This is a genomic window from Acinetobacter sp. ANC_7511, from assembly GCF_056779975.1.
Genome location: NZ_JBWYIY010000025.1, coordinates 1 through 21,285 on the forward strand (window position 1 = coordinate 1; position 21,285 = coordinate 21,285).

At 37.3% G+C, this 21,285-nt stretch carries 19 protein-coding genes and 2 pseudogenes; 16 read left to right on the plus strand and 5 right to left on the minus strand.

Annotated elements, in window-relative coordinates:
* Positions 1-145 (minus strand): annotated as a pseudogene (locus AC1M9L_RS13865) (thioredoxin family protein); the annotation flags it as partial.
* Positions 146-381: 236 nt separating this feature from the next.
* Here AC1M9L_RS13865 and AC1M9L_RS13870 point away from each other — a divergent pair.
* Both AC1M9L_RS13870 and AC1M9L_RS13875 read left to right on the plus strand, forming a co-directional pair.
* Positions 382-603, plus strand: coding sequence for a DUF1653 domain-containing protein (locus AC1M9L_RS13870; protein WP_035270203.1), 222 nt, complete (start codon positions 382-384; stop codon positions 601-603).
* 65 nt (positions 604-668) lie between these two features.
* On the plus strand, positions 669-1,253 hold the full coding sequence (locus AC1M9L_RS13875; protein ID WP_481592443.1) for an O-methyltransferase: 585 nt from the start codon (positions 669-671) through the stop codon (positions 1,251-1,253).
* 76 nt (positions 1,254-1,329) lie between these two features.
* Here AC1M9L_RS13875 and ahpC read toward each other — a convergent pair whose 3' ends face one another.
* Positions 1,330-1,893 (minus strand): alkyl hydroperoxide reductase subunit C, encoded by a 564-nt coding sequence (gene ahpC / locus AC1M9L_RS13880; RefSeq protein WP_035270191.1) that lies wholly within the window; start codon positions 1,891-1,893, stop codon positions 1,330-1,332.
* Positions 1,894-2,403: 510 nt separating this feature from the next.
* Here ahpC and hrpA point away from each other — a divergent pair.
* The 4 genes from hrpA (at position 2,404) to AC1M9L_RS13900 (ending at position 9,541) form a co-directional block, all read left to right on the plus strand.
* Positions 2,404-6,291, plus strand: coding sequence for an ATP-dependent RNA helicase HrpA (gene hrpA / locus AC1M9L_RS13885; protein ID WP_481592455.1), 3,888 nt, complete (start codon positions 2,404-2,406; stop codon positions 6,289-6,291).
* A 47-nt stretch (positions 6,292-6,338) separates the two neighbouring features.
* Positions 6,339-7,454 carry a beta-ketoacyl-ACP synthase III gene (locus tag AC1M9L_RS13890; protein ID WP_481592444.1) on the plus strand — a complete coding sequence of 372 codons (1,116 nt, stop codon included), beginning with the start codon at positions 6,339-6,341 and terminating at the stop codon, positions 7,452-7,454.
* Positions 7,455-7,473: 19 nt separating this feature from the next.
* Positions 7,474-8,244 carry a lysophospholipid acyltransferase family protein gene (locus AC1M9L_RS13895; RefSeq protein WP_481592445.1) on the plus strand — a complete coding sequence of 257 codons (771 nt, stop codon included), beginning with the start codon at positions 7,474-7,476 and terminating at the stop codon, positions 8,242-8,244.
* A 469-nt stretch (positions 8,245-8,713) separates the two neighbouring features.
* Positions 8,714-9,541 (plus strand): SDR family oxidoreductase, encoded by an 828-nt coding sequence (locus AC1M9L_RS13900; RefSeq protein ID WP_481592446.1) that lies wholly within the window; start codon positions 8,714-8,716, stop codon positions 9,539-9,541.
* A gap of 45 nt (positions 9,542-9,586) precedes the next feature.
* Here the strand turns inward: AC1M9L_RS13900 and AC1M9L_RS13905 are convergent, their stop codons facing one another.
* A complete protein-coding gene (locus tag AC1M9L_RS13905) occupies positions 9,587-10,399 on the minus strand; it encodes a M48 family metallopeptidase (protein WP_481592447.1) in 813 nt (270 codons plus the stop codon).
* A gap of 1,099 nt (positions 10,400-11,498) precedes the next feature.
* Between AC1M9L_RS13905 and dsbD the strand changes: the two genes are divergently transcribed.
* The 3 genes and pseudogenes from dsbD to dsbG form a co-directional block, all read left to right on the plus strand.
* The gene (dsbD, locus tag AC1M9L_RS13910) at positions 11,499-13,460 is read left to right on the plus strand and encodes a protein-disulfide reductase DsbD (protein ID WP_481592448.1); all 1,962 of its coding nucleotides are present in this window, start codon (positions 11,499-11,501) and stop codon (positions 13,458-13,460) included.
* Between the two features lie 17 nt (positions 13,461-13,477).
* Positions 13,478-14,305, plus strand: a complete 828-nt coding sequence (locus tag AC1M9L_RS13915; protein ID WP_481592456.1) for a prolipoprotein diacylglyceryl transferase family protein — start codon at positions 13,478-13,480, stop codon at positions 14,303-14,305.
* A gap of 20 nt (positions 14,306-14,325) precedes the next feature.
* Positions 14,326-15,054: pseudogene (dsbG, locus tag AC1M9L_RS13920) on the plus strand (thiol:disulfide interchange protein DsbG); the annotation flags it as partial.
* Positions 15,055-15,174: 120 nt separating this feature from the next.
* On the opposite strand, the gene AC1M9L_RS13925 reads toward dsbG, so the two are convergent.
* Positions 15,175-15,492, minus strand: a complete 318-nt coding sequence (locus AC1M9L_RS13925) for a metalloregulator ArsR/SmtB family transcription factor (RefSeq protein ID WP_481592449.1) — start codon at positions 15,490-15,492, stop codon at positions 15,175-15,177.
* Between the two features lie 100 nt (positions 15,493-15,592).
* Between AC1M9L_RS13925 and AC1M9L_RS13930 the strand changes: the two genes are divergently transcribed.
* The 7 genes from AC1M9L_RS13930 to AC1M9L_RS13960 all read left to right on the plus strand — a co-directional run bounded on the left by AC1M9L_RS13930 (position 15,593) and on the right by AC1M9L_RS13960 (position 20,736).
* Positions 15,593-16,009 carry a YeeE/YedE family protein gene (locus AC1M9L_RS13930; RefSeq protein WP_481592450.1) on the plus strand — a complete coding sequence of 139 codons (417 nt, stop codon included), beginning with the start codon at positions 15,593-15,595 and terminating at the stop codon, positions 16,007-16,009.
* Entirely contained in the window at positions 16,010-16,426 is a 417-nt protein-coding gene (locus AC1M9L_RS13935; protein WP_481592451.1) for a DUF6691 family protein, read from the plus strand.
* Between the two features lie 14 nt (positions 16,427-16,440).
* Entirely contained in the window at positions 16,441-17,328 is an 888-nt protein-coding gene (locus AC1M9L_RS13940; protein WP_481592457.1) for an MBL fold metallo-hydrolase, read from the plus strand.
* A gap of 192 nt (positions 17,329-17,520) precedes the next feature.
* Positions 17,521-17,934, plus strand: coding sequence for a DUF2946 domain-containing protein (locus tag AC1M9L_RS13945; protein ID WP_481592452.1), 414 nt, complete (start codon positions 17,521-17,523; stop codon positions 17,932-17,934).
* A gap of 236 nt (positions 17,935-18,170) precedes the next feature.
* Positions 18,171-19,616 (plus strand): cytochrome ubiquinol oxidase subunit I, encoded by a 1,446-nt coding sequence (locus AC1M9L_RS13950; protein WP_481592453.1) that lies wholly within the window; start codon positions 18,171-18,173, stop codon positions 19,614-19,616.
* Positions 19,613-20,617 (plus strand): cytochrome d ubiquinol oxidase subunit II, encoded by a 1,005-nt coding sequence (gene cydB / locus AC1M9L_RS13955; RefSeq protein ID WP_481592454.1) that lies wholly within the window; start codon positions 19,613-19,615, stop codon positions 20,615-20,617. Before AC1M9L_RS13950 ends, cydB begins: the two co-directional genes overlap by 4 nt.
* 11 nt (positions 20,618-20,628) lie before the next feature.
* On the plus strand, positions 20,629-20,736 hold the full coding sequence (locus tag AC1M9L_RS13960) for a DUF2474 family protein (RefSeq protein ID WP_155757002.1): 108 nt from the start codon (positions 20,629-20,631) through the stop codon (positions 20,734-20,736).
* A 418-nt stretch (positions 20,737-21,154) separates the two neighbouring features.
* Here the strand turns inward: AC1M9L_RS13960 and AC1M9L_RS13965 are convergent.
* Positions 21,155-21,285, minus strand: a 131-nt coding sequence (locus tag AC1M9L_RS13965; protein ID WP_481592458.1) for an alpha/beta fold hydrolase, incomplete at its 5' end; no start/stop codon positions are given.

The window sequence follows — 21,285 nt, forward strand, 5'->3', positions numbered from 1 at the left end:
ATGGAGAAAGTGCTGCCACTTCTTCCACAAGTTCTTTGATTTTTGCAGATTTGTCTGAATCATTTAAAGTCGCAACCAATTCGATTGGACCCTCAAGGCGTTCTAAAAGCGTTTTTAATTGAGCTGAAGTATTTTGATCTAACATTGCTAACGTCTCCAAAGGAGTAATAATTCATTCGATACAGGTATACTAAGACAATTGATTGAATAGATAAAACAGTTTGTTTTTATAAATTCAATCGGAAAAATAAATTTAATCAAAGTCTTTGGTGTAGATGTATGAAAGTATTGAGTTAAAACTTGAATTTTCAAGTATAAAAGCAATTTGAATTCAGATATTTACATTAAAATTATTTTAATAGATATGAGCGAGGACCAATTATGACCTTAGAGAGAGGCATTTATAAACACTATAAAGGACAACTTTATCAAGTCCTTCATGTAGCGACGCATAGTGAAACTCAAGAAAAGCTTGTGGTCTATCAATGCCTTTATGGAGATTATTCAATATGGGTAAGGCCATTAGCGATGTTTACAGAAAGCATTTATCTAGAGGATGATGATCGTGAAATTGAACGTTTTAAATTGATTCAAAAATTATGATGATTGTCATAGTAAAGACTTTATCTTTGATTAGTTTATAGAAATCGATTCAATGAGAATATGTCATGAATGCTGAATTTCTAAGTCAAATGCAAAGTTTATATCAGCAGTTAATTCAACATGATGCATATCAAACTGATCGCGATCTGAGATATCGAAATATAAAACCAGAATCTGCCCATTATATTTCGATGCTTATTAAGATCCAGACCTCTAAACGAATTCTTGAAATAGGAACTTCGACAGGATATTTAACATTATGGATGGCGGAGTCGATTTCGGATCATCAGGGTCGAGTGACGACGGTTGATATAAACTCAAAAAGAACAGCACTTGCGACTCAGTACGCCAAACAGTTTAGTTTAGATCACCTTATTGATTTTATCAGCAGTGATGCAATTGATTTATTAATTAATGAAGGCGATGTGTATGACTTAATTATCTTAGATGCGAATCGACATGCATATCCTGATTATTGGCAATATTTAAAAAAGGTACTACATCCTGAACATGGCGTAATACTTGTAGATAAAGTGATTTCCCATGCTGCTGAAATACAAAGTTTTTTAAAGGATGTTAAGGCTGATCCTGATTTTTGCACGATGACGCTGAATATTGGGTGTGGATTATTGATGATTACGCGGAATTGATGGTGATTGAGAATTTGATGGATTGAACACTAAAAAAACCACGCAAAGCGTGGTTTTTTTAGTGCTATCTAATGAATTAGATTTTACCAACTAGATCGATTGAAGGAGCAAGAGTTGCATCGCCTTCTTTCCATTTAGCAGGGCAAACTTCGCCTGGGTGAGCGTGAACGTATTGAGCTGCTTTAACTTTACGAAGAAGTTCTTGAGCATCACGACCGATACCACCAGCGTTGATTTCAACGATTTGGATTTTACCTTCTGGGTCGATTACGAAAGTACCACGGTCAGCAAGACCAGCAGATTCGATTAGAACTTCGAAGTTTTTAGAAAGAGTCCAAGTTGGATCGCCGATTAATGGGTATTGGATTTTACCAATTACGTCAGAAGTGTCGTGCCAAGCTTTGTGAGTGAAGTGAGTGTCAGTAGAAACACCGTAGATTTCCACGCCTAATTTTTGGAATTCAGCGTAGTTGTCAGCAAGGTCACCAAGTTCAGTTGGGCAAACGAAAGTGAAGTCAGCAGGGTAGAAAAATACTACAGACCATTTGCCTTTAAGATCAGCTTCAGTCACGTCTACGAATTGACCGTTGTGGTAAGCTGTAGCTGCGAATGGTTTAACTTCAGTATTAATTAAGCTCATCATTGTCTCCATGATTGAGGTTAGTCTTTAATTTTCAATTAGAGTATCGAACTTTCGTTCTGTGCTGAAATGGTATTTTTACATTACAAAAATCGGAAAAACCGAATTATGTAAATTGATTGCCATTTAAGTTTGTCATCTGTCTTCCTTGTAACACATCAAAATGATGTATTCGTGACAGGATGAGAAAATTTCACATGCCTACCAACATGAAGACACTGAAGTGAAAATTCAAGGGTAAATATTAAAAAAAACATCATTATTTTGGATTTAGTTTTTCAAAAATATAAAAAGCCACATGAAAATTTCAAAAATTGTATGAATTGTCACATAACGCGGCTGACTTGTTTCTATTTCAACATAAGATCATTTTAAGCTTTATATTCTCATTTAATCTAAAAAAATAGTCCGATTCAGATTTGGGATAATCTTTGAAAATGAGTAGAATAAAGCGTTTCGTAATTGGTATAGGGCTAAAACTTGGCGACGATAGGGTTAAATGTAGAACAAATGGTGATGGCACGAGATCTTCATCGTTTAAATCGACTACGCAAAGGAAAAGATGCCAATGAAAAGCAATATCAAGAACTTTTTGAAAAATCAAATTTAAAAGTACAACAACGTATTCAACGCATTCCTAATATCAAACTTAATCAAGATTTACCTGTTACCCAATATGCAGACAAATTGATTGAGGCCATTCAAAAGCATCAGGTCATTATTGTTGCCGGTGAAACAGGTTCAGGTAAAACAACTCAGCTTCCTCAGATAGCCATGCTTGCGGGGCGTGGTTTAACAGGGTTAATTGGTCATACCCAGCCACGACGATTAGCTGCGCGCAGTGTATCGCAACGTATTGCAGAAGAGGTGGGTGAAAAACTCGGTGAGTCTATTTCATTTAAAGTAAGGTTTAACGAACAGGGTTCACAGGACTCTATCGTTCGTTTAATGACAGATGGTATTTTGCTGGCTGAATTGGCTCATGATCGTTTCTTAACCAAATATGACACCATTATTATTGATGAAGCACATGAGCGCTCGCTCAATATTGACTTCATCATGGGCTATTTAAAACAGCTCTTGCCACGTCGTAAAGATCTTAAAGTCATCATCACATCTGCAACTTTAGACGTTAATCGTTTTTCAAGTTACTTCAATAACGCACCGATCTTTGAGGTTGAAGGTCGTAGTTTTCCTGTAGAAGTGCGTTATCGTCCGATCTCTGAAATGAGTATTGTAGGGAGTGATGATGATGAGTTTGATGACTTTGAAGAAAACCTACCGCGCGCAGTAGTATCAGCTGTTGAAGAATGTTTCAAAGATGCACAGGAAAAAGGTCATCCTGAACACGCAGATATTTTGATTTTTGCCAGTACGGAACAAGAGATTCGTGAGCTACAGGAAACTTTAATCAAACATGGACCTCGTCATACAGAAGTTCTACCTTTGTATGCGAGACTAGCGTTATCTGAACAACAAAAGATTTTTAATCCTGCAGGTGGTGGACGGCGTATCATTATTGCCACCAACGTTGCGGAAACTGCATTGACCGTTCCAAACATACGTTACGTCATTGATAGTGGTTTTGCACGTATCTCTCGTTATAACTACCGTTCGCGTGTTCAGCGTTTACCGATTGAAGCGATTTCTCAAGCAGCAGCCAATCAGCGTAAAGGTCGTTGTGGTCGTATTGCACCGGGTGTGTGTATTCGACTGTATTCAGAAGAAGACTTTTTAAGTCGTCCCGAATTTACTGAACCTGAAATCAAACGTACTAATTTGGCATCTGTTATTTTGCAGATGCAGAGTTTAGGTCTTGGAACACTCGAAGATTTTGACTTTATTGAACCGCCTGATCATCGTCTCGTCAATGATGGTCGTAAACTGCTGATTGAACTCGGGGCGATGACGGAAAAGAGTAATCCTTCTCTTGCGGCTAAAACAGCCTCATATTTAGATAAAGGTGGACTTCAAGGCAAAGGCGATTCTCTCACCAAAATTGGTCAACAAATGGCAAAAATGCCAATTGATCCAAGACTCGCACGTATGATTTTGGGGGGTGCTCATTTTGGGGCACTCAATGAAGTATTGATTATCGTGGCTGCGTTAGCTGTTCAGGATCCAAGAGAGCGTCCTGCTGATAAACAAATGCAAGCGGATCAGAAGCACGCCTTATTTCGTGAAGCCGACTCTGACTTTCTGTTCTATCTCAAATTATGGGATGCGTTGGTTGCAAATAGGGAGATGAGTGAAAATAAGCGTCGAACATTTGCACGTAATCATTTCTTGAGTTGGCTACGCTTGAGAGAATGGAAAAAAACACATGAGCAACTGGTTGATCTTGCTCAAGGCTTAAAGCTTTCTTTTAATGAAAAGAAAACCAGTTACGAAAATCTTCACAGAGCTTTACTCACGGGACTATTGTCATTCATTGCAAATAAAACAGATGAACGCAATGTATTCATGGCAGTGCGTCAACAAAAGGCACGTATATTTCCTGCATCAACCTTACACAAAACTAATACACCATGGGTCATGGCATTTGAGATGGTAGAAACCTCTCAGGTGTATTTACGAACACTGGCAAAAATTGAGCCTGAGTGGATTTTGCTAGCTGCACGTGATTTAGTGAAACATCATTACTTTGAACCGCATTGGTCGAAAAAAGCAGGTGTAGTTAACGCATATGATCAAATTTCACTGTTTGGTTTGATTATTGAACCTAAGCGTCAAATCAATTATGAAAAGGTCGATCAAACTGCGGCGCATGAAATTTTCCTTCGCGATGCTTTAACGACGGGTCATCTGGGGATTACACCACCATTTTTAAAACATAACTTGCTTAAACTAGAAGAAGTTGAGCGAGTTGAAGACAAATTGCGTCGTCGTGATTTGGTGGTAGACGAAGAGACGATTTATCAGTTTTATGCAGCAAAAGTGCCTGAAGATGTAGCGAGTCGGCGTAGTTTTGAAGATTGGCGTGCAACAGTTGAGCCTCAAAATCCACGTTATTTGTTCATCGATGACGATGCTTTGTGGCTTAACGATCGTCCAACCACCCAACAGTTCCCTGATTACTTACGTAATGGGGACCTTCGTTTAGCGGCAAGTTATCGATTTGACCCAAGTCATGATGAAGATGGTGCGACGGTCAAGATTCCACTACAGGCCCTGCCACAAGTAGATGAAAACTTATGGTCATGGGGCATTCCAGGTTGGCGTCTTGATTTGATTGAAGCACTATTAAAAGCTCTTCCAAAAGATAAGCGTCGTGGCTTGGTACCTATACCAGATACTGCGCGTAAACTGATGTCCAAAATAGATGCGCAAGATTTACAAAAGCATATTTTTAGTTTTTTAGCTTTTCAATTGAGAGGCGAACAGATCACTGAAAAAGATTTTAATGTAGATCGAATTGAACAATATCTTTTACCGCTCATTAAAGTCATCGATGAAAAAGGACGAGTGATTGAGCAAGGTCGCGATTTATCTGAATTAAAAGCACGCTGTCGTACTGAAACGCATAGTCCAGTCAAGCAGTTAAAAGGTGAGTATCAAACTTTCCCTGAGCATTTTGTGTTTGAAGCATCGCAAAAAGTCACAGGTGTCGTCGTCAAACAATATCAAGCACTTGTACCAAGCAAGGAATTTTCTAAGCTTGAGCAAAAGGATGAGTCAGGTGTTGTCATTCAAACGTTTAATGATCAGCACGAAGCAATACGCCATCATCGTGCTGGTATTATTCGCCTGATTCATATGCAGCTAGGTGATTTGATTCGACAGCTTAAAAAACAAATCTCTAAACCACTCGCATTAGCCTATTCCCCTTTGGGTGATAAAGCTCAGTTAGAACAAATGTTAGTTTACGCAACATTGCAAATGGCTTTAGAGAAAGAGCCTGTAGATGCGCAAGATTTCCAAACCATTTTACAAGCTGTTAAGCAGTCTTTCTTGACGCATGGTCAAAAGGTCTTGGCTGCCTTTAATGACATTTATGTACAATGGCAACAAATTCGACGCGAGTTGATGATGATTGATGCCAATGTATTTGGTAAAAATATCGATGATATTGAAGATCAACTTGATCTAATGAGTTTAGCGGATTTTGCTTATAGTAAATCTGTAGACGTGTGGATTGAATTTCCACGCTATCTTAAAGCTTTATTGATCAGGATTGATCGTTTGCCTCATAATCTCAAACGAGATGATGATGCGATTGCTCAAGTCGATCCTTGGATGGATAAATTATTTAAATATAAAAATGATCAGAAATTGAAAGAGTTATATTTTATGGTTGAAGAACTGAGAATCTCATTATTCTCTCAACCGATGAAAACCAAGATGCCAATTTCGCCAAACCGTATTCAAAAAGTATGGGAACGTCTCGGAATCAGTTAATATAGCTCTAATTTGAAATATTGAGTTACTCAAAAAAGGAGTTTTGCATGGGCATTCGTATTACAGGCACTGGCTTATTCCATCCTGAACATGTCATCACCAATGAAGAATTGGTTGAAAGTTTAAATGCTTATGTAGAAAAGTTTAATCAAGAGAATGCTGAAAAAATTGCTGCGGGCGAAATCGAAGCACGCCGTGGTTCAAGTGCAGAATTTATTGAGAAGGCTTCAGGTGTTAAAGCACGTTATGTTGTAGAGAAGGAAGGCGTATTAGATCCTAATCGTTTACGTCCAAACTTAGCAGAACGATCAGATGATGAAATTTCACTTCAAGCTGAGTGGGGTGTGATCGCTTCAAAACAAGCAATGGAAAATGCCGGTGTAACTGCTGAAGACATTGATGTTGTAATATTGGCTTGTTCAAATATGCAACGTGCATATCCTGCGGTTTCTATTGAAATTCAAACTGCATTAGGCATTCAAGGTTATGCTTATGATATGAATGTTGCTTGTTCTGCTGCAACATTTGGCTTAAAACAAGCTTATGATGCGATCAAGTCTGGTGCTCGTCGTGTGCTCTTGGTCAATGTGGAAATCACATCAGGTCATACAGATTATCGTTCACGTGATTGTCATTTCATTTTTGGTGATGTAGCGACAGCTTCAATTATTGAAGATACAGATTCTAAAACTGGATTCGAAATTTTAGATACGCAATTGTTTACGCAATTCTCTAATAACATTCGTAATAATTTTGGTTTCTTGAATCCAAGTGAAACAACCAACGCGGATGATAAACGCTTCCGTCAAGATGGTCGTAAAGTGTTTAAAGAAGTATGTCCATTGGTTGCGAAAATGATTACAAAGCAACTTGAGAAAAACCAAATAGAACCGACGAATGTTAAACGTTTCTGGTTACATCAAGCCAATGCCAGCATGAACGAGTTAATTTTAAAGCTGGTTGTGGGTAAAGCTGCTGCTGAAGCAGATCCGGACTTAGTTCCAATCATTTTAGACGAGTTTGCAAACACTTCTTCAGCTGGTGTCATCATTGCGTTACATCGAACTGCTGATCAAGTGAATGATGGTGAATACGGCGTATTATGTTCATTTGGTGCGGGTTATTCTGTTGGTTCGATACTGGTTCAGAAGCGAGTAGCTTAATTAGATAAAGAGATGTTCAATGGAAAATAAAACATTGCAAATCCAACACCATTCTAAAATGATCCGATATGGTAGTTTGTTGCAACGTTTTTATTTTAAACCGACCTTTCTTGGTGTTGAACATCTCAATGCTGATCGACCTGCCATGTATGTGGGTAATCATACAATTTATGGCGTATTTGATACGCCAATTTTGATTGATTATCTATATACAGAGCACAAAATTAAAATTGTGAGTTTAGGTGATCACATTCATTTCAAAATACCGTATTGGAAAGATATGGTTCATAAAATGGGTGCAATTGAGGGTCTAAGAGAATACGCCAGAGATGCAATGCAACAAGGATACTCTATCCTAGTGTTTCCAGGTGGTGGACGTGAGGTAGTAAAGCGCAAAGGGGAAGAATATCAACTCATATGGAAAGAGCGCTACGGATTCTTAAAGTTAGCTCAAGAATTTGACTACGACATTGCACCTTTTGTAGCTGTAGGTGGTGATGAAGTATTCGATTTGGCACTTGATGCCAATTATTTGCTTGAAAAAAAGTGGTTTAAAAAGCTTTTAGCTGTACCTAAAATTGGCAAATTACTCCGTCAAGGTGATGTCTTGCCTTCAATACCCAAAAATATTATTCCTAAAAGAGTCCCATTCTATTTCAAGTTTTTACCACGACAATCAATCTCAAATATCAAAACAGAACAGGATTTGATTGAATTCAGAGATCAATTGCAGCAAACGATTTACGAAAATATTGCATCAACGCAGTTGATACGAGATAGACAAGATTAAATCCTAGAAAATTATACTTGTTAATCTAATTATATTGTTGATTATAAAAATATTTTTAAAATAATATAAAAAAAATAAATTAGTGCTTTCTATTTTATATCAATTAGGTATATTATTTTAATGTAAATATTCAGTTTACTAAGCCCAAAGATTGTACTCCTCCTTGGGCTTTTTTTTATCTCAGAATAATAATAGGCGTATGAGCGCGATTTTCACTTTTTTAAATTCACACAAATTAAGATTGAAAATCAAAGTTGATTTTTTGGAACAAAATGCAACTATAGTTGGTTTTTGAAAAATTAATAAAAACAGAATGTTATTTATATTTTTCAGCATGCTATCAAAATAATTCTAATTTTGTAATTGCAAAATGTATGCTTCTACGACTTAGAGGTTCATAAAGAAATTTTGCATAAGTGCTTTTTTTTTGTACATTGAAAACTCAAAAACAAAATAACACAGAGGGATTATGTCACTACAAGGAAAAACACTGTTCATTACAGGTGCAAGCAGAGGTATCGGTCGTGAGATTGCACTTAAAGCTGCAAAAGATGGTGCAAATATTGTGGTTGCTGCAAAAACGAGCACTGAACATTCGAAACTCAGTGGTACGATTCATTCTGTTGCAAAAGAAATAGAAGCAGCTGGTGGGAGAGCATTAGCGATCCAACTTGATGTACGAGATCAAGATGCTGTCGCAGCCGCAATGAAACAGGCTGCTGAACATTTTGGTGGTATAGATGTCCTCATTAATAACGCTGGTGCGATTAATTTGAGTGGGGTTGAAACGCTTGATCCAAATCGTTTTGATCTTATGTATCAAGTTAATACTCGAGCCGTTATGGTCTGTAGTCAAGCTGCCTTGCCTTATTTAAAACAAAGTCAAAATCCACACATTCTTAGTCTCTCTCCACCTTTAAATTTAAAAGAATCGTGGTTTGCGGTTCATTCTCCTTACACCATCAGTAAATATGGCATGAGTATGTTGACCATGGGAATGAATCAAGAATTCGAACGTTATGGGATAAGTGTTAATGCCTTGTGGCCTAGAACCATTATTGCAACTGCAGCGATTGAGTTTTCTCTCGGTGGACGTGAGTTATTTAGCAAGGCTCGGATACCGGCAATCATGGCTGAAGCAGCCTATGCAATCTTGACGAGTGAGAAACGTTCGATCACGGGTCGTATGATGATCGATGAAGAGATATTAAGAGAGAAAGGTGAAACTGATTTCGAAAAATATCGAGTTGAGCCATCAGATGAGGAATTGATGGTCGATTTATTTGTTGAACCATAAATGAGAAAGCCCAACATAGCGTTGGGCTTTATTATTTATACCAAATTATCGTAATGCAGTAAGGTTGACATCCTTTTGATACATCTCGATCTGCATGACTTGTTCAGTTAAGAATGCTTTACGTTGGTCATTGCTCGGATGACTTGCAAACAAAGTTGATTGATCTTTATTTATTTTACGTTTGTTGAGATTTGCTTCGAATTTATCCCAAAATGAGAGTGCTGCATTGTGATTGTAGCCCGCTCTCACCATCAAATCTAAACCAATCAAATCAGCTTCTTCTTCTAGATGACGGCGATGAGACATATTGGTTTGATTACCAGATAAACCACTTGCAAGCCCGATGGCAGCCCCAGTTCCCATGGTTGCACCCATCAGACCCAAATTCATTGCTGCGAAACGAGAAGCCTTTTCACGACTATGATTACGGATAATGTGTGCCATTTCATGCGCAATTAGGGTGGCTAACTCGTCATCAGATAAGTTTTCAAACATATATACAGCCGAATTAACTACAATTTGCCCACTTTGAAAGGATTGGGCATTCGGTTTGCTGCTGAGCACACCGTTAATTCGCCATTGAATTGGTTGACGACCTTCACGTAAATATTGATTAGCATGTGGGATTAAACGTGCCAAAATTTGATTTAAGCGTGGATCTTCAAGATATAAAGACTTAGTTTTCGCTTTCTTTTCAAATTTATTATAGCTACGGTTTGAAATTTTATTCCAAGCTGATTCCGGAATAATCATGAGTTGTTTGCGTTCGGAAGCTACAGTGCCTAATGATGTGGTTGAAACACAGCCAGTCGAGATTAATGCAATTGAACTTATAATACCAAACGCGAAGGATTTCATAATTACACCTTAATGATGGGATATTATTTGAGATCTAGCTTGATTTTTAATAGCTAGATTTCGTGTTTAATTATTGTTCAATATTTAGATTAATTAAACAAACATTATTTTAATTATTAATTTGAACGAATTAATATCATGGTGGTTATAATGAGATTTGAGTCACAATAATATTTTTTTATTTGTTATTTTATTATTTAGATAAATTATTTTATTTATATATATTTTGTATTTTATTATATTTTTATTATATTATTTGTGATTAGATTAATATTTATTAAAATTAATAGTATATATAAATCAGTAATTTATGTTTTATTATTGTTTTTTTAAATATTTAAGTGTGATTCTGTTTTTGAATTTAATTTAATATGAGAATAAATTCTCACTATTTTAGTTGAATATTGATAAATAACTCATAACGAAATATTTTGGAATTTCATTCAAGGTTATTAAAAATTAATTCTTATATTGTGAAGTTGTTCTTACATGTTGATTAGGTGTATTTTGTGATTTAATTCACACATATTATTGTTGGGTATTTTAAATAAATTTGGGTGGACTGATTATATGATTTTTTAACCACGAATTTTTTTGATCACAGTGTTATAAGGCCTGTTTGATTTTTGACAAGGTCTGAGCATCATTAATATGCGCATGCTGCTTATCCTAGCCAATCGATACAACAGAACACTTTAAAATAAATTCATCTAAACTTATTTTGTCTTCAGTCAATTTGTTCAATTTCAAAGATGTTTAACCTGAACTTGAGTTTTCAGTACTCGTCATTCAATCGCATCGTATTTTGAAAGAATGATTAATCTTGATGTTGAGTACTCGGTGAATCAAATGAGGGTTTCTTTGGTGGTTCGAGTCAAGTCTCAATCACAAACGCTGTGCCAAGGTGATCAACAGAAATATTTAAAGAATTCCAACGGAATAATGAGATTTTTTGCGATATAAAGTTCATGTTAGGGCGAGTACAAATGTATGAGCGATCTCGAGTGACGATTGGCGTTGAAGCGGCATTTGTTTTATCACGCTTTCTTAATTCATTCTTTGAACTTTGAACGACTAGACAGGAACTGATACAGTCAATATGAATAAGTGGTTTAAGGATAGTTTATTGCTTGGTTCTTTGGTGAGTAGTTTTGCATTTGCAGATTTTCTACCACCAGATCAAGCATTTCAATTTGAGGCAGTATCAGTCAGTCATCATCAAGCTGAACTAAAATGGAAGATCGCAGATGGTTACTATCTCTATCATGATCAAATCAAAGTTTCAGACATTCAAGGTCCTGTAAAGTTATCTCTACCACGCCCAAATGAGAAAGATGATCCAAACTTTGGTATGACCCAAGTGCATTATCAGGATGTAATCAGCAATATTCCAGTCAAACCAAATCAAGAATTTAAGATTCAATGGCAAGGATGTGCTGAAAGTGGTTTATGTTATCCGATTCAAAGAACAACGATAACAACTGACAGCACAGGTTTATTCCCAGCGCAGCAAACTACACAAGCTAAGAAAGTTTTAAATCTCAAAGAAATTTCAGCGGCATCTAATGGAGTTGTAAATACTCGAGATGCACAAGAAAATGCTTCACCAAAAACAGAAACACAACTCATTTCAAAGGATAACAATACAGTCGCAGATCGTAAAAATTTTAACGCTACTGCGCTTGAGCGAGATAAAACCGAATTTGGGGAAAATAATTTAATCAGTGAGGATCAATCCACGCTAGATGCAAATTTATCTAAAGAAAATATGAATAGGCCAGCCAGTTTTTCGGGTGTATGGAACAACGATCAATTTTTTTTAAATTTGCTCTCTCAACAAAGTGTATGGCTTAATTTATTGGTGTTTTTAGGACTTGGAATATTGTTGGCATTCTTGCCTTGTTCATTGCCCTTAATTCCGATTTTATCAGGCATTCTTGTGCAAAATCACAGAGGTTATCGTGCCGCGATAATAGCTTTTATTTTTGTCACAGGGATGGCTATCGTTTATGCGTTAATGGGATTCGTTGTTTCTCAACTGGGCTATAGTTTTCAGCGTTGGTTTCAAAGTCCGATCTTCATCAGTATTTTTAGTCTCCTGTTTATTATTTTTGCCCTTAATCTTTTTGGTGCATTTCAAATCTCTTTACCTCAAGGAATGTTACAACGCTTAGATCTTTGGCAACAAAAACAAAAAGGCGGAACATTGATCGGTGCAGGACTCATGGGGATGATTTCTGCACTGATAGTTGGACCCTGCATGAGTGCTCCGTTGGCTGGAGCATTGATATTTGTCTCGCAGATGAACCAACCTTTATTAGGGGCGACTTATCTTTTTGTTTTGGGCATTGGGATTGGTTTGCCGCTTTTTATTGCGGCAGTTTTCGGGACGCATTTTTTACCTAAACCTGGGGTATGGATGGATCGACTCAAGGTCTGTTTTGGTTTCGTGATGTTGCTTGTGGCCATTTATTTTGTACGGCCACTTATTCCAACCAGTATTTATCAAATTCTGATGGGTCTTTTACTTCTTGGATTCGCTGTATATTTACTCTTGAAAATGCGACCTTATGTCGAAAAAATAGTGGTTAAAAGCATCATCATATTACTCAGTCTTGGCATGATGTTTTTAGGAGTGAATTATGTGCAGCAAGGGTATACGCACTCCCTTGTAACGCAGGCCAAAACGTTACATACATGGCATAAAGTCAACTCTGCCGCGCAGCTTTCAAATGTTTTTAAAGCAAATCAAGGTAAAGCCGTAGTAATTGATGTTTACGCAGATTGGTGTGTTGCATGTCAACCGATAGAAAAAGAGGTACTTCCGCGTGAAGATGTTCAAGCCAAACTCAATGAGTTGGTTTTAATTAAATTAGATCTCACTCATTTTGAACCAAGCCAAGATGAACTGTTAAAAAAATGGCAAATTTTAGGTCCGCCAACATTTATTTTTTTAAATACGCAACATGATGAAATACGTGATCTGCGCTTGACTGGAACTTTTACTGCAACACAGTTATTAAATCGATTGCAGGAACAATCTGTCGGGATGGTTCAGTAATAATTTCATTTGATGGGATTCAACTTGGATCACTCATGTTTCCATGGGTTTTATTGATTCTATTCAGTGGGATACTGTTCATCAGTATCCTGATCAATGTTTTAGGTCATCACTATAAATGGACAGATACCCAAGTCAAAATCAGTAAAGATTCAGTGTGGACAAGCATCATTATTGGAGCAGTTGCCGCTAGAGTCATCTTTGTTATGTTCTATTGGGAGACTTATATTGCAAATCCTTTAGATATACTCAAAATCCAAGATAAAGGATTTAGCTTATGGAGTGGATTATTCTTCGGTGGGCTAAGCTATATCATTCTCAATCGAAGCTTACGAACAAAAATGAAGATCATTTTAGTTGGGGTGTTTTTATTTTGGGTAGCGATTGGCGTAATGATAAAAACTCAATACAAGGTTGAAAGTTTTTATCCTGATCTAAGTTTTCAGATACTCCCAACTGATCATAGTGAAAATAAGAATGGAGGGTATTTCACAGATTTTTTGGGTCAGCCTACAGTCGTAAATTTGTGGGCGAGTTGGTGCCCGCCATGTCATAGAGAGATGCCAATACTTTTTCAAGCACAAAAGGCTCATCCCAATATTCATTTTGTGATGCTCAATCAAGGTGAAGATATCACAACGGTTCAAAACTATTTACAAAAACACAGCTCCAACTTTAAAAATGTCAGACTTGATGTAAATGGGGAAATGCCCAAGCAGAGCAATAGTTTTGGCTTGCCAACTACATTGTTTTACGATGAAAAAGGCAAATTGGTGGAAAGACATATGGGTGAGTTAAGCGCTGCAAAATTGCAAGAATATTTAATTAAAATGACAGCTGAGTAGAGCTAAAGGATATGAAAGATATAAATAAATTAATATTGTTGTCTAGCGTATTTTTAATAAGTAGCGTCAGTTATGCAGATTTAAAAAAACAGATTTCAGCAGAGGGCTTTGAGTTTGTAAAAGAAATTCCAGCACCAGCATGTATGACTGGCTGGGCAGGGCATATGAACCAACATCCAGGTACGGTTTTTATTTCTAATGATCAGAAATATTACATTATGGGTGATTTATATAATGCTCAAGGTGAAAATATTTCTATTGAAGCATTAAATACACATGTCAAAGACGCCGTATTAGATGATGTATGGAAGAGCATTGAAAAGTCGACTTGGATGCAAGAAGGTGAAAATACAGCAGCACGCGTTGTTTATGTATTTTCAGATCCTAACTGCCCATATTGCCATCAATTTTGGGAAGCTGCACGACCATGGGTAAACTCGGGAAAAGTTCAACTTCGACATATACAAGTTGGTGTGATTCGAGAAGAAAGTCGAGGGCAAATTGCCACCATACTTAACTAAAGTGATGCTGCTAAAGTATTTAATGACTACAATAAAAAGAAAGGTAAAGAGCGATTAGTTGTTACGCAAAATATATCAAAATCATTACATGAAAAAATCGACTATAACGAGTCACTCATGGATAAATATGGATTTTTTTCCACGCCAGCTATGGTATGGAAAAATCAACAAGGAGAGCTCAAGTCTATGCAAGGAATGGCAAAAGACTTGCAAGAAGTTTTTGAAAAACAGAATTTTTTGGACTTTAGTACTCTTGAATACAAAACTTTAAAATTTAATACATGGTCATTTGCATGGAGAATATGATCGTATTTGAGTCTCATATCCACAACTGAAAGAATTGCAAGATTATGAAGTAGGATCGCAATATAAGTGATAAAGCGTTTGTATAATGGTGAGGACTTTAGGATCACTCACTTGATAAAAAATTTGTTTACCTTCACGACGAGTCACCACCATTTCAGCTTTACGTAATACGGTTAACTGTTGTGAAAGCGTGGGTTGAAAGATTTGAGTTCGATTCTCAATTTTCTGAACGTTCAATTCACCATCTACTAAAATACAAAGTATCTTTAAGCGATCAGGATTCGACAGGACTTTAAGTCGATCGCTGACTTGATCAACTTGTGAAAAATCCATTTGATTAAATTCAACATCAGATTGCATTGGATGTTCCTTTGAAACAAGGATGCGTATGTTAAAGCATCTTGATTATTTTTCAAAATTATATAATATAAAAAAATATATTGTAAATAAGTAAATTGTTATGCATGATTTTGTGATTGCTTTTTTAGGTGGAGCACTACTCGGTTTATCTGTGGTTGGATACTTATATGTGAATGGTCGAATAGCAGGGATTAGTGGTTTAATCGGTCAAGTACTAAATCCGCATACAGTTTTCAAAACACCAGCATTGTTGTTTTTAATGGGTCTCATCATCACACCGTTGATCTATGGTATTTGGGTTCAGCCTGAAATTGAACTCGAAGCAAGTCCATTCATGATGATCGTGGCAGGTATTTTAGTTGGATTTGGAACACGTTTAGGTTCTGGCTGTACAAGTGGGCATGGCATTTGTGGTTTAAGTAGATTGTCCAAAAGATCTATTGTGGCAACACTAAGTTTTATGCTGACAGGCTTTATAACGGTTTATTTAATTCGACATGTCACAGGAGCATTCTAAATGAAAAACCTTTTTGCTTTTTTGTTTGGTTCACTTTTTTCCGTGGGGCTCATGTTATCTGGAATGTCGAACCCTGAAAAAGTTCTTAATTTTCTTGATTTATTCGGTGAGTGGGATGCAAGTTTGGCATTTGTCATGATGGGTGCCATTGTCGTGGCATTCAAACCCTTTCAGATCGTAACCAGAAGTGAAAAACCTTTAACTCTATTCAATGAGACTATTGATCTACCAAAGAGCAATCAGCTTGATAACAAGCTCATTATAGGTGCTAGCTTGTTTGGGATAGGCTGGGGCATCGCAGGCATCTGTCCAGCACCAGGATTAACATTGATTGGTTTAGGGCATTATCAATCACTCTATTTTGTGATTGCGATGTTGATAGGAGTTTTAATTCACCGTAAATGGATGGGGGCATAGTTATGAAACTAGTGATGAAAGACGCCACTCAAGATCAAATCAAGCCGCTAATTAAAGATTTTTTTGATCAAAATACCAATACATTTAGTTATGTCGTGGCTGATCCTGTGACATTAAGTTGTGCCATTATCGATAGTGTTTTAGATTTTGATGCTGCTTCTGCGACAACAACGACGGAACATGCTGACCAGATTATTCAATACATACATGAACAGCATTACAAGGTTGAGTGGATTTTAGAAACACATGTGCATGCTGATCATTTGACCGCTGCGCAATATTTAAAATCAAAGCTAGGTGGCAAAACTGCCATGAGTCATCATATTGGAATTGTACAAGAAACATTTGGCTCAATTTATCAATTGGATATTAAGGCAATAAACGCACAGCAACCATTCGATTATTTATTTAAAGATCATGAGTGTTTTAAAATTGGAGAAATTGAAGCCTACAATATTCCAACGCCTGGTCATACACCTGCTTGTCTTAGTTATGTGATAGGTGATTCAGTTTTCGTGGGTGATACTATATTTATGCCAGACTATGGTACAGCACGTTGTGATTTTCCACGGGGCAGTGCAGCAGAATTATTTGATTCAGTTCAGAAGCTTTATCAACTGCCTGATCATATGCGTGTATATCTATGTCACGATTATTTACCAGAAAATCGACACCAATATATGTGTCAAACGGATATAGGAACGCAAAAAGCATCGAATATACACATTCGAATTGATTCAAAAAAGAATGATTTTGTGGAAATGCGCAATAGCCGTGACGCAACATTGGGGATGCCAAAGCTCATTTTACCAGCCATTCAAATTAATATAAATGGTGGCAAATTTCCGCCCACTGAACACAATGGAGTGTCTTATTTGAAAATCCCTTTAAATTTTTTTTAAATCTTAAAGTTTAGCTACTTTTATTTTTATAAATATTATAAATACATGTTATGTATAAAATTGAAAAAGGCTTTAAAAACAAGTTAAATAGGCGTATAGTTAAGTATGAAAGTTGATCAGCCTAGTCGGTTATTAACTTGATTTTTTCTATGTTTCTAAACACTCTTTATCGATAAGAGTTGAGAGGAAATTTTGCTAAGATCTAGTGGACTCATCATTGCATTTGCAACGGTGTTATTACAACTAGCGGTTTATTTACAACCGATCTTACCGGAGAAATTTCATATCGCTCCGGTATGCATGTCTATTATGCATAATTTACTTTCTCCAGAACGCCATCAGCATGTTCATGAGACTTATCACGATCTCGTCCACCATTTAAGTGAAAACGAACATCATCACGACCATAATCAAATTACTCACCAATGCCAATATTGCACTGTGTATGGAGACCTCGTCTTACCATTCGATTTTGGTGTAAAAGAAATTTTTGATCGCTTACAAGTTAAGCTGAGTTTCTACCGCAATTCTTTTTGGCACGTTTATTTTTCTCTACAGAAGCTCTATCTTCTGCCTCAAGGCCGAGCGCCACCTTTTGGACTCTAATTGATTTAAACCTTGGATCATTTTGATCTTAATCAATTTATGTAGAGTTCAATATTATGAAAAAAATCTTTAAACAGTCTGTAGCCAACAGACGGTATTCACTCATCCTCAAAAAAGTGTATTTAAAATCGCGTGTTATCGGAGTGATACATGACATCTACAATGTAATTCTAACTGTAGTTTTAAACTCAGTGAAGAACAACATTCACCACAAAACTCAACGATAAGGTGACGTCATGGATCTAGGACTAACAGCGCTCGAATTGGCGCGTATTCAATTCGCATTCACTGTTTCATTTCACATTATCTTTCCAGCAATTTCGATTGGATTGGCAAGTTTTTTGGCTGTGCTCGAATGGCGTTGGCTTAAAACGAATGATCCTGTTTATCGAGATCTGTTTAAATTTTGGATAAAAATATTCGCACTTTCATTTGGTATGGGTGTCGTTTCAGGCGTGGTGATGAGCTATCAGTTTGGAACCAACTGGAGTGAATTTTCACGTATAGCTGGTAGTGTCACCGGACCATTGCTAACTTATGAAGTGCTCAGTGCGTTTTTCTTAGAAGCTGGTTTCCTCGGTATCATGTTGTTTGGCTGGGGGCGAGTTGGACCAAAGACGCATTTTTTTGCAACCTTAATGGTGGCAATAGGAACATGTATATCCATGTTTTGGATTCTGTCATCTAATAGCTGGATGCAAACACCTCAAGGCTTTGCATTTGAAAATGGAATAATCGTTCCCCAAGATTGGTTCGCGATTGTCTTTAACCCATCCTTTCCTTATCGATTAGCCCATATGGCACTGGCCGCTTTCTTGGTTTCAGGCTTATTGGTTGCCGCAACTGCTGCATGGCATCTACTCAAAGGACGCCGTGATGCGTTAGTTAAAAAGTCATTCTCGATGGCAATGTGGATGATCCTTGCTTTAGCTCCACTACAGATGTTCGTGGGTGATTTACATGGATTGAATACCTTAGAACATCAGCCTGCTAAATTAGCTGCAATCGAAGGTCATTGGGAAACCAATAAAGATCATGGTATGCCGTTGTATCTATTTGGTATTCCAGATATGGAAGCTGAAGAAACTAAATATGCGATTGGTATTCCAAATCTGGGTAGCCTGATCATGACACATACTCTTAATGGTGAGGTTAAAGGCTTAAAAGAATTCGCTCCTGAGGATCGACCTAATTCAACCATCGTTTTTTGGAGTTTCCGAATCATGGTGGGTATGGGCATGCTCATGATCTTACTGGCTGTATTTGGTCTATGGCTACGTAAGACTGGCAACTTCTATGATTCTAAATGGTTGCACAAGTTTGCTTTGTGGATGGGGCCTTCAGGTTTTATTGCATTATTGGCAGGCTGGTTTACCACAGAGGTGGGACGTCAACCTTGGATTATCTATGGCGTAATGCGTACGAAAGATGCGTTATCTCCTGTCTCTGCGGAACAGGTTGGACTTACGCTAATTATTTTTGTTGTGGTGTACTGCATCGTATTTGGTATCGGTATCTTTTATATGTTGAAAACGATGGTAAAAGGACCAGAATTTATTTATTTAACACCACATTCAGATGGCGAAGTGATCCGAGCGTCTAAACGCCCGATGAGTACCATTGATAATGAACAACAACTTGAAGCATCAAACAGGGTGAATGATCAGGAGAATTTGAAATGATTGATTTATCATTGATTTGGATTGTGATCATCGCACTAGGTGTCTTGATTTATGTCGTTCTTGATGGTTTTGATTTGGGAATTGGTATTTTATTTCCATTTGTAAAAGATCGCCAAGAGCGTGATGTCATGATGAATACTGTAGCACCCGTATGGGATGGCAATGAGACTTGGATGGTACTTGGTGGAGCTGGTTTATTTGCCGCTTTTCCACTGGTCTATTCGACTGTGTTGTCTGCATTATATATGCCCATCACCTTAATGGTGATCGCGCTTATATTTCGTGGAGTCGCTTTTGAGTTTCGTTTTAAGGCTAATCGGACTAAGGCACTTTGGGACCAAGCATTTATTTGGGGTTCAATTTTAGCTTCATTTTTACAAGGTGTGATTTTAGGCGCTTATATTCAAGGAATTCAGACGACCAATGGTGTGTTCACGGGTGGTGGTCTGGATTGGCTCACTCCATTTTCACTCTTTACAGGTTTAGGCGTTGTTGTGTTATACGCGACACTCGGTTGTGGATGGTTAATTTTTAAAACGGATGAGCGTGTACAAGATCATATGTACCGTCTGATGCCGAAGCTTATGATCGCGTTATTTCTAATATTTGGCGCTGTCAGTATTTATACCCCCCTTGTACATGACGATATTGCACAGCGTTGGTTTAGCCAACCACAAATGTGGTATTTCAGCCCCGTACCAATACTGGTATTGATTTTTACTTTCCTTGCGCTCAGAGCTTGTAAACGTCGTCAGGAGTTTGCGCCTTTCATCTGTACATTGGCTTTGGTATTTCTTGCGTATACGGGCTTCTTAATTAGTTTATGGCCTAATATCATTCCGCCAAGTGTAACGATTTGGCAAGCTGCTGCACCTCAAAGTAGTCAATTATTTGCTCTCATTGGTGCACTCATTCTAATCCCAATTATATTGTTTTATACCGCTTTATCTTATTGGGTATTTAGAGACAAGGTCCGTGTTGGTGACGAAGGTTATCACTGAGGAGAATGATAATGAAACTGAATCAAGCAGGGTGGTTTATTGTTTTATGGCTCGGTGGTTTTTTAAGTCTATTATTGATTGCTGGTCTATTTCGATTGCTCATCCAGTGGGCGTATTAATCTAAATCTTTAGACATCAACAATTAACCCATCATCTAGGTGATGGGTTTTTAATTTAAATACTAACGACTAATCGTTGTTGATCATAATTGGATAATAGAAACTATGATATAGGCACAATTAAGCGGATTTTAGCTTCTAAACCAACGCTTTAAAAATTTACTTAAATAATTGATTTAAGATCAAATTAGAAGAATCATCTGAATCTTTGAGAATGATGAGTGACATCGTTTCAATCACTTATGACATAACTATCGCCGTTTTAAGGAATCACGAGACTGATATTTAATTGTCGTTGTTCATGGTCTAATTACTGTGAAAAAAAAAGCCAGACTGGTGGAGCAATCTGGCAAAGCGTCAAGATGAGTCACCCCTGACAAGTGATGTTTGCTGAGTTCAGGCTTGAGTTGTTCCGAACTTAAGCCTGAATAAATTCAGCCACAGCCTGGTTAAACGCTTGTGGTTGTTCAACATTCGAAATGTGCGAAGCATTAATCTCAACAAGTTGACTACCCGCAATCGCGGCTTGCATAAACTGACCATCTGCCA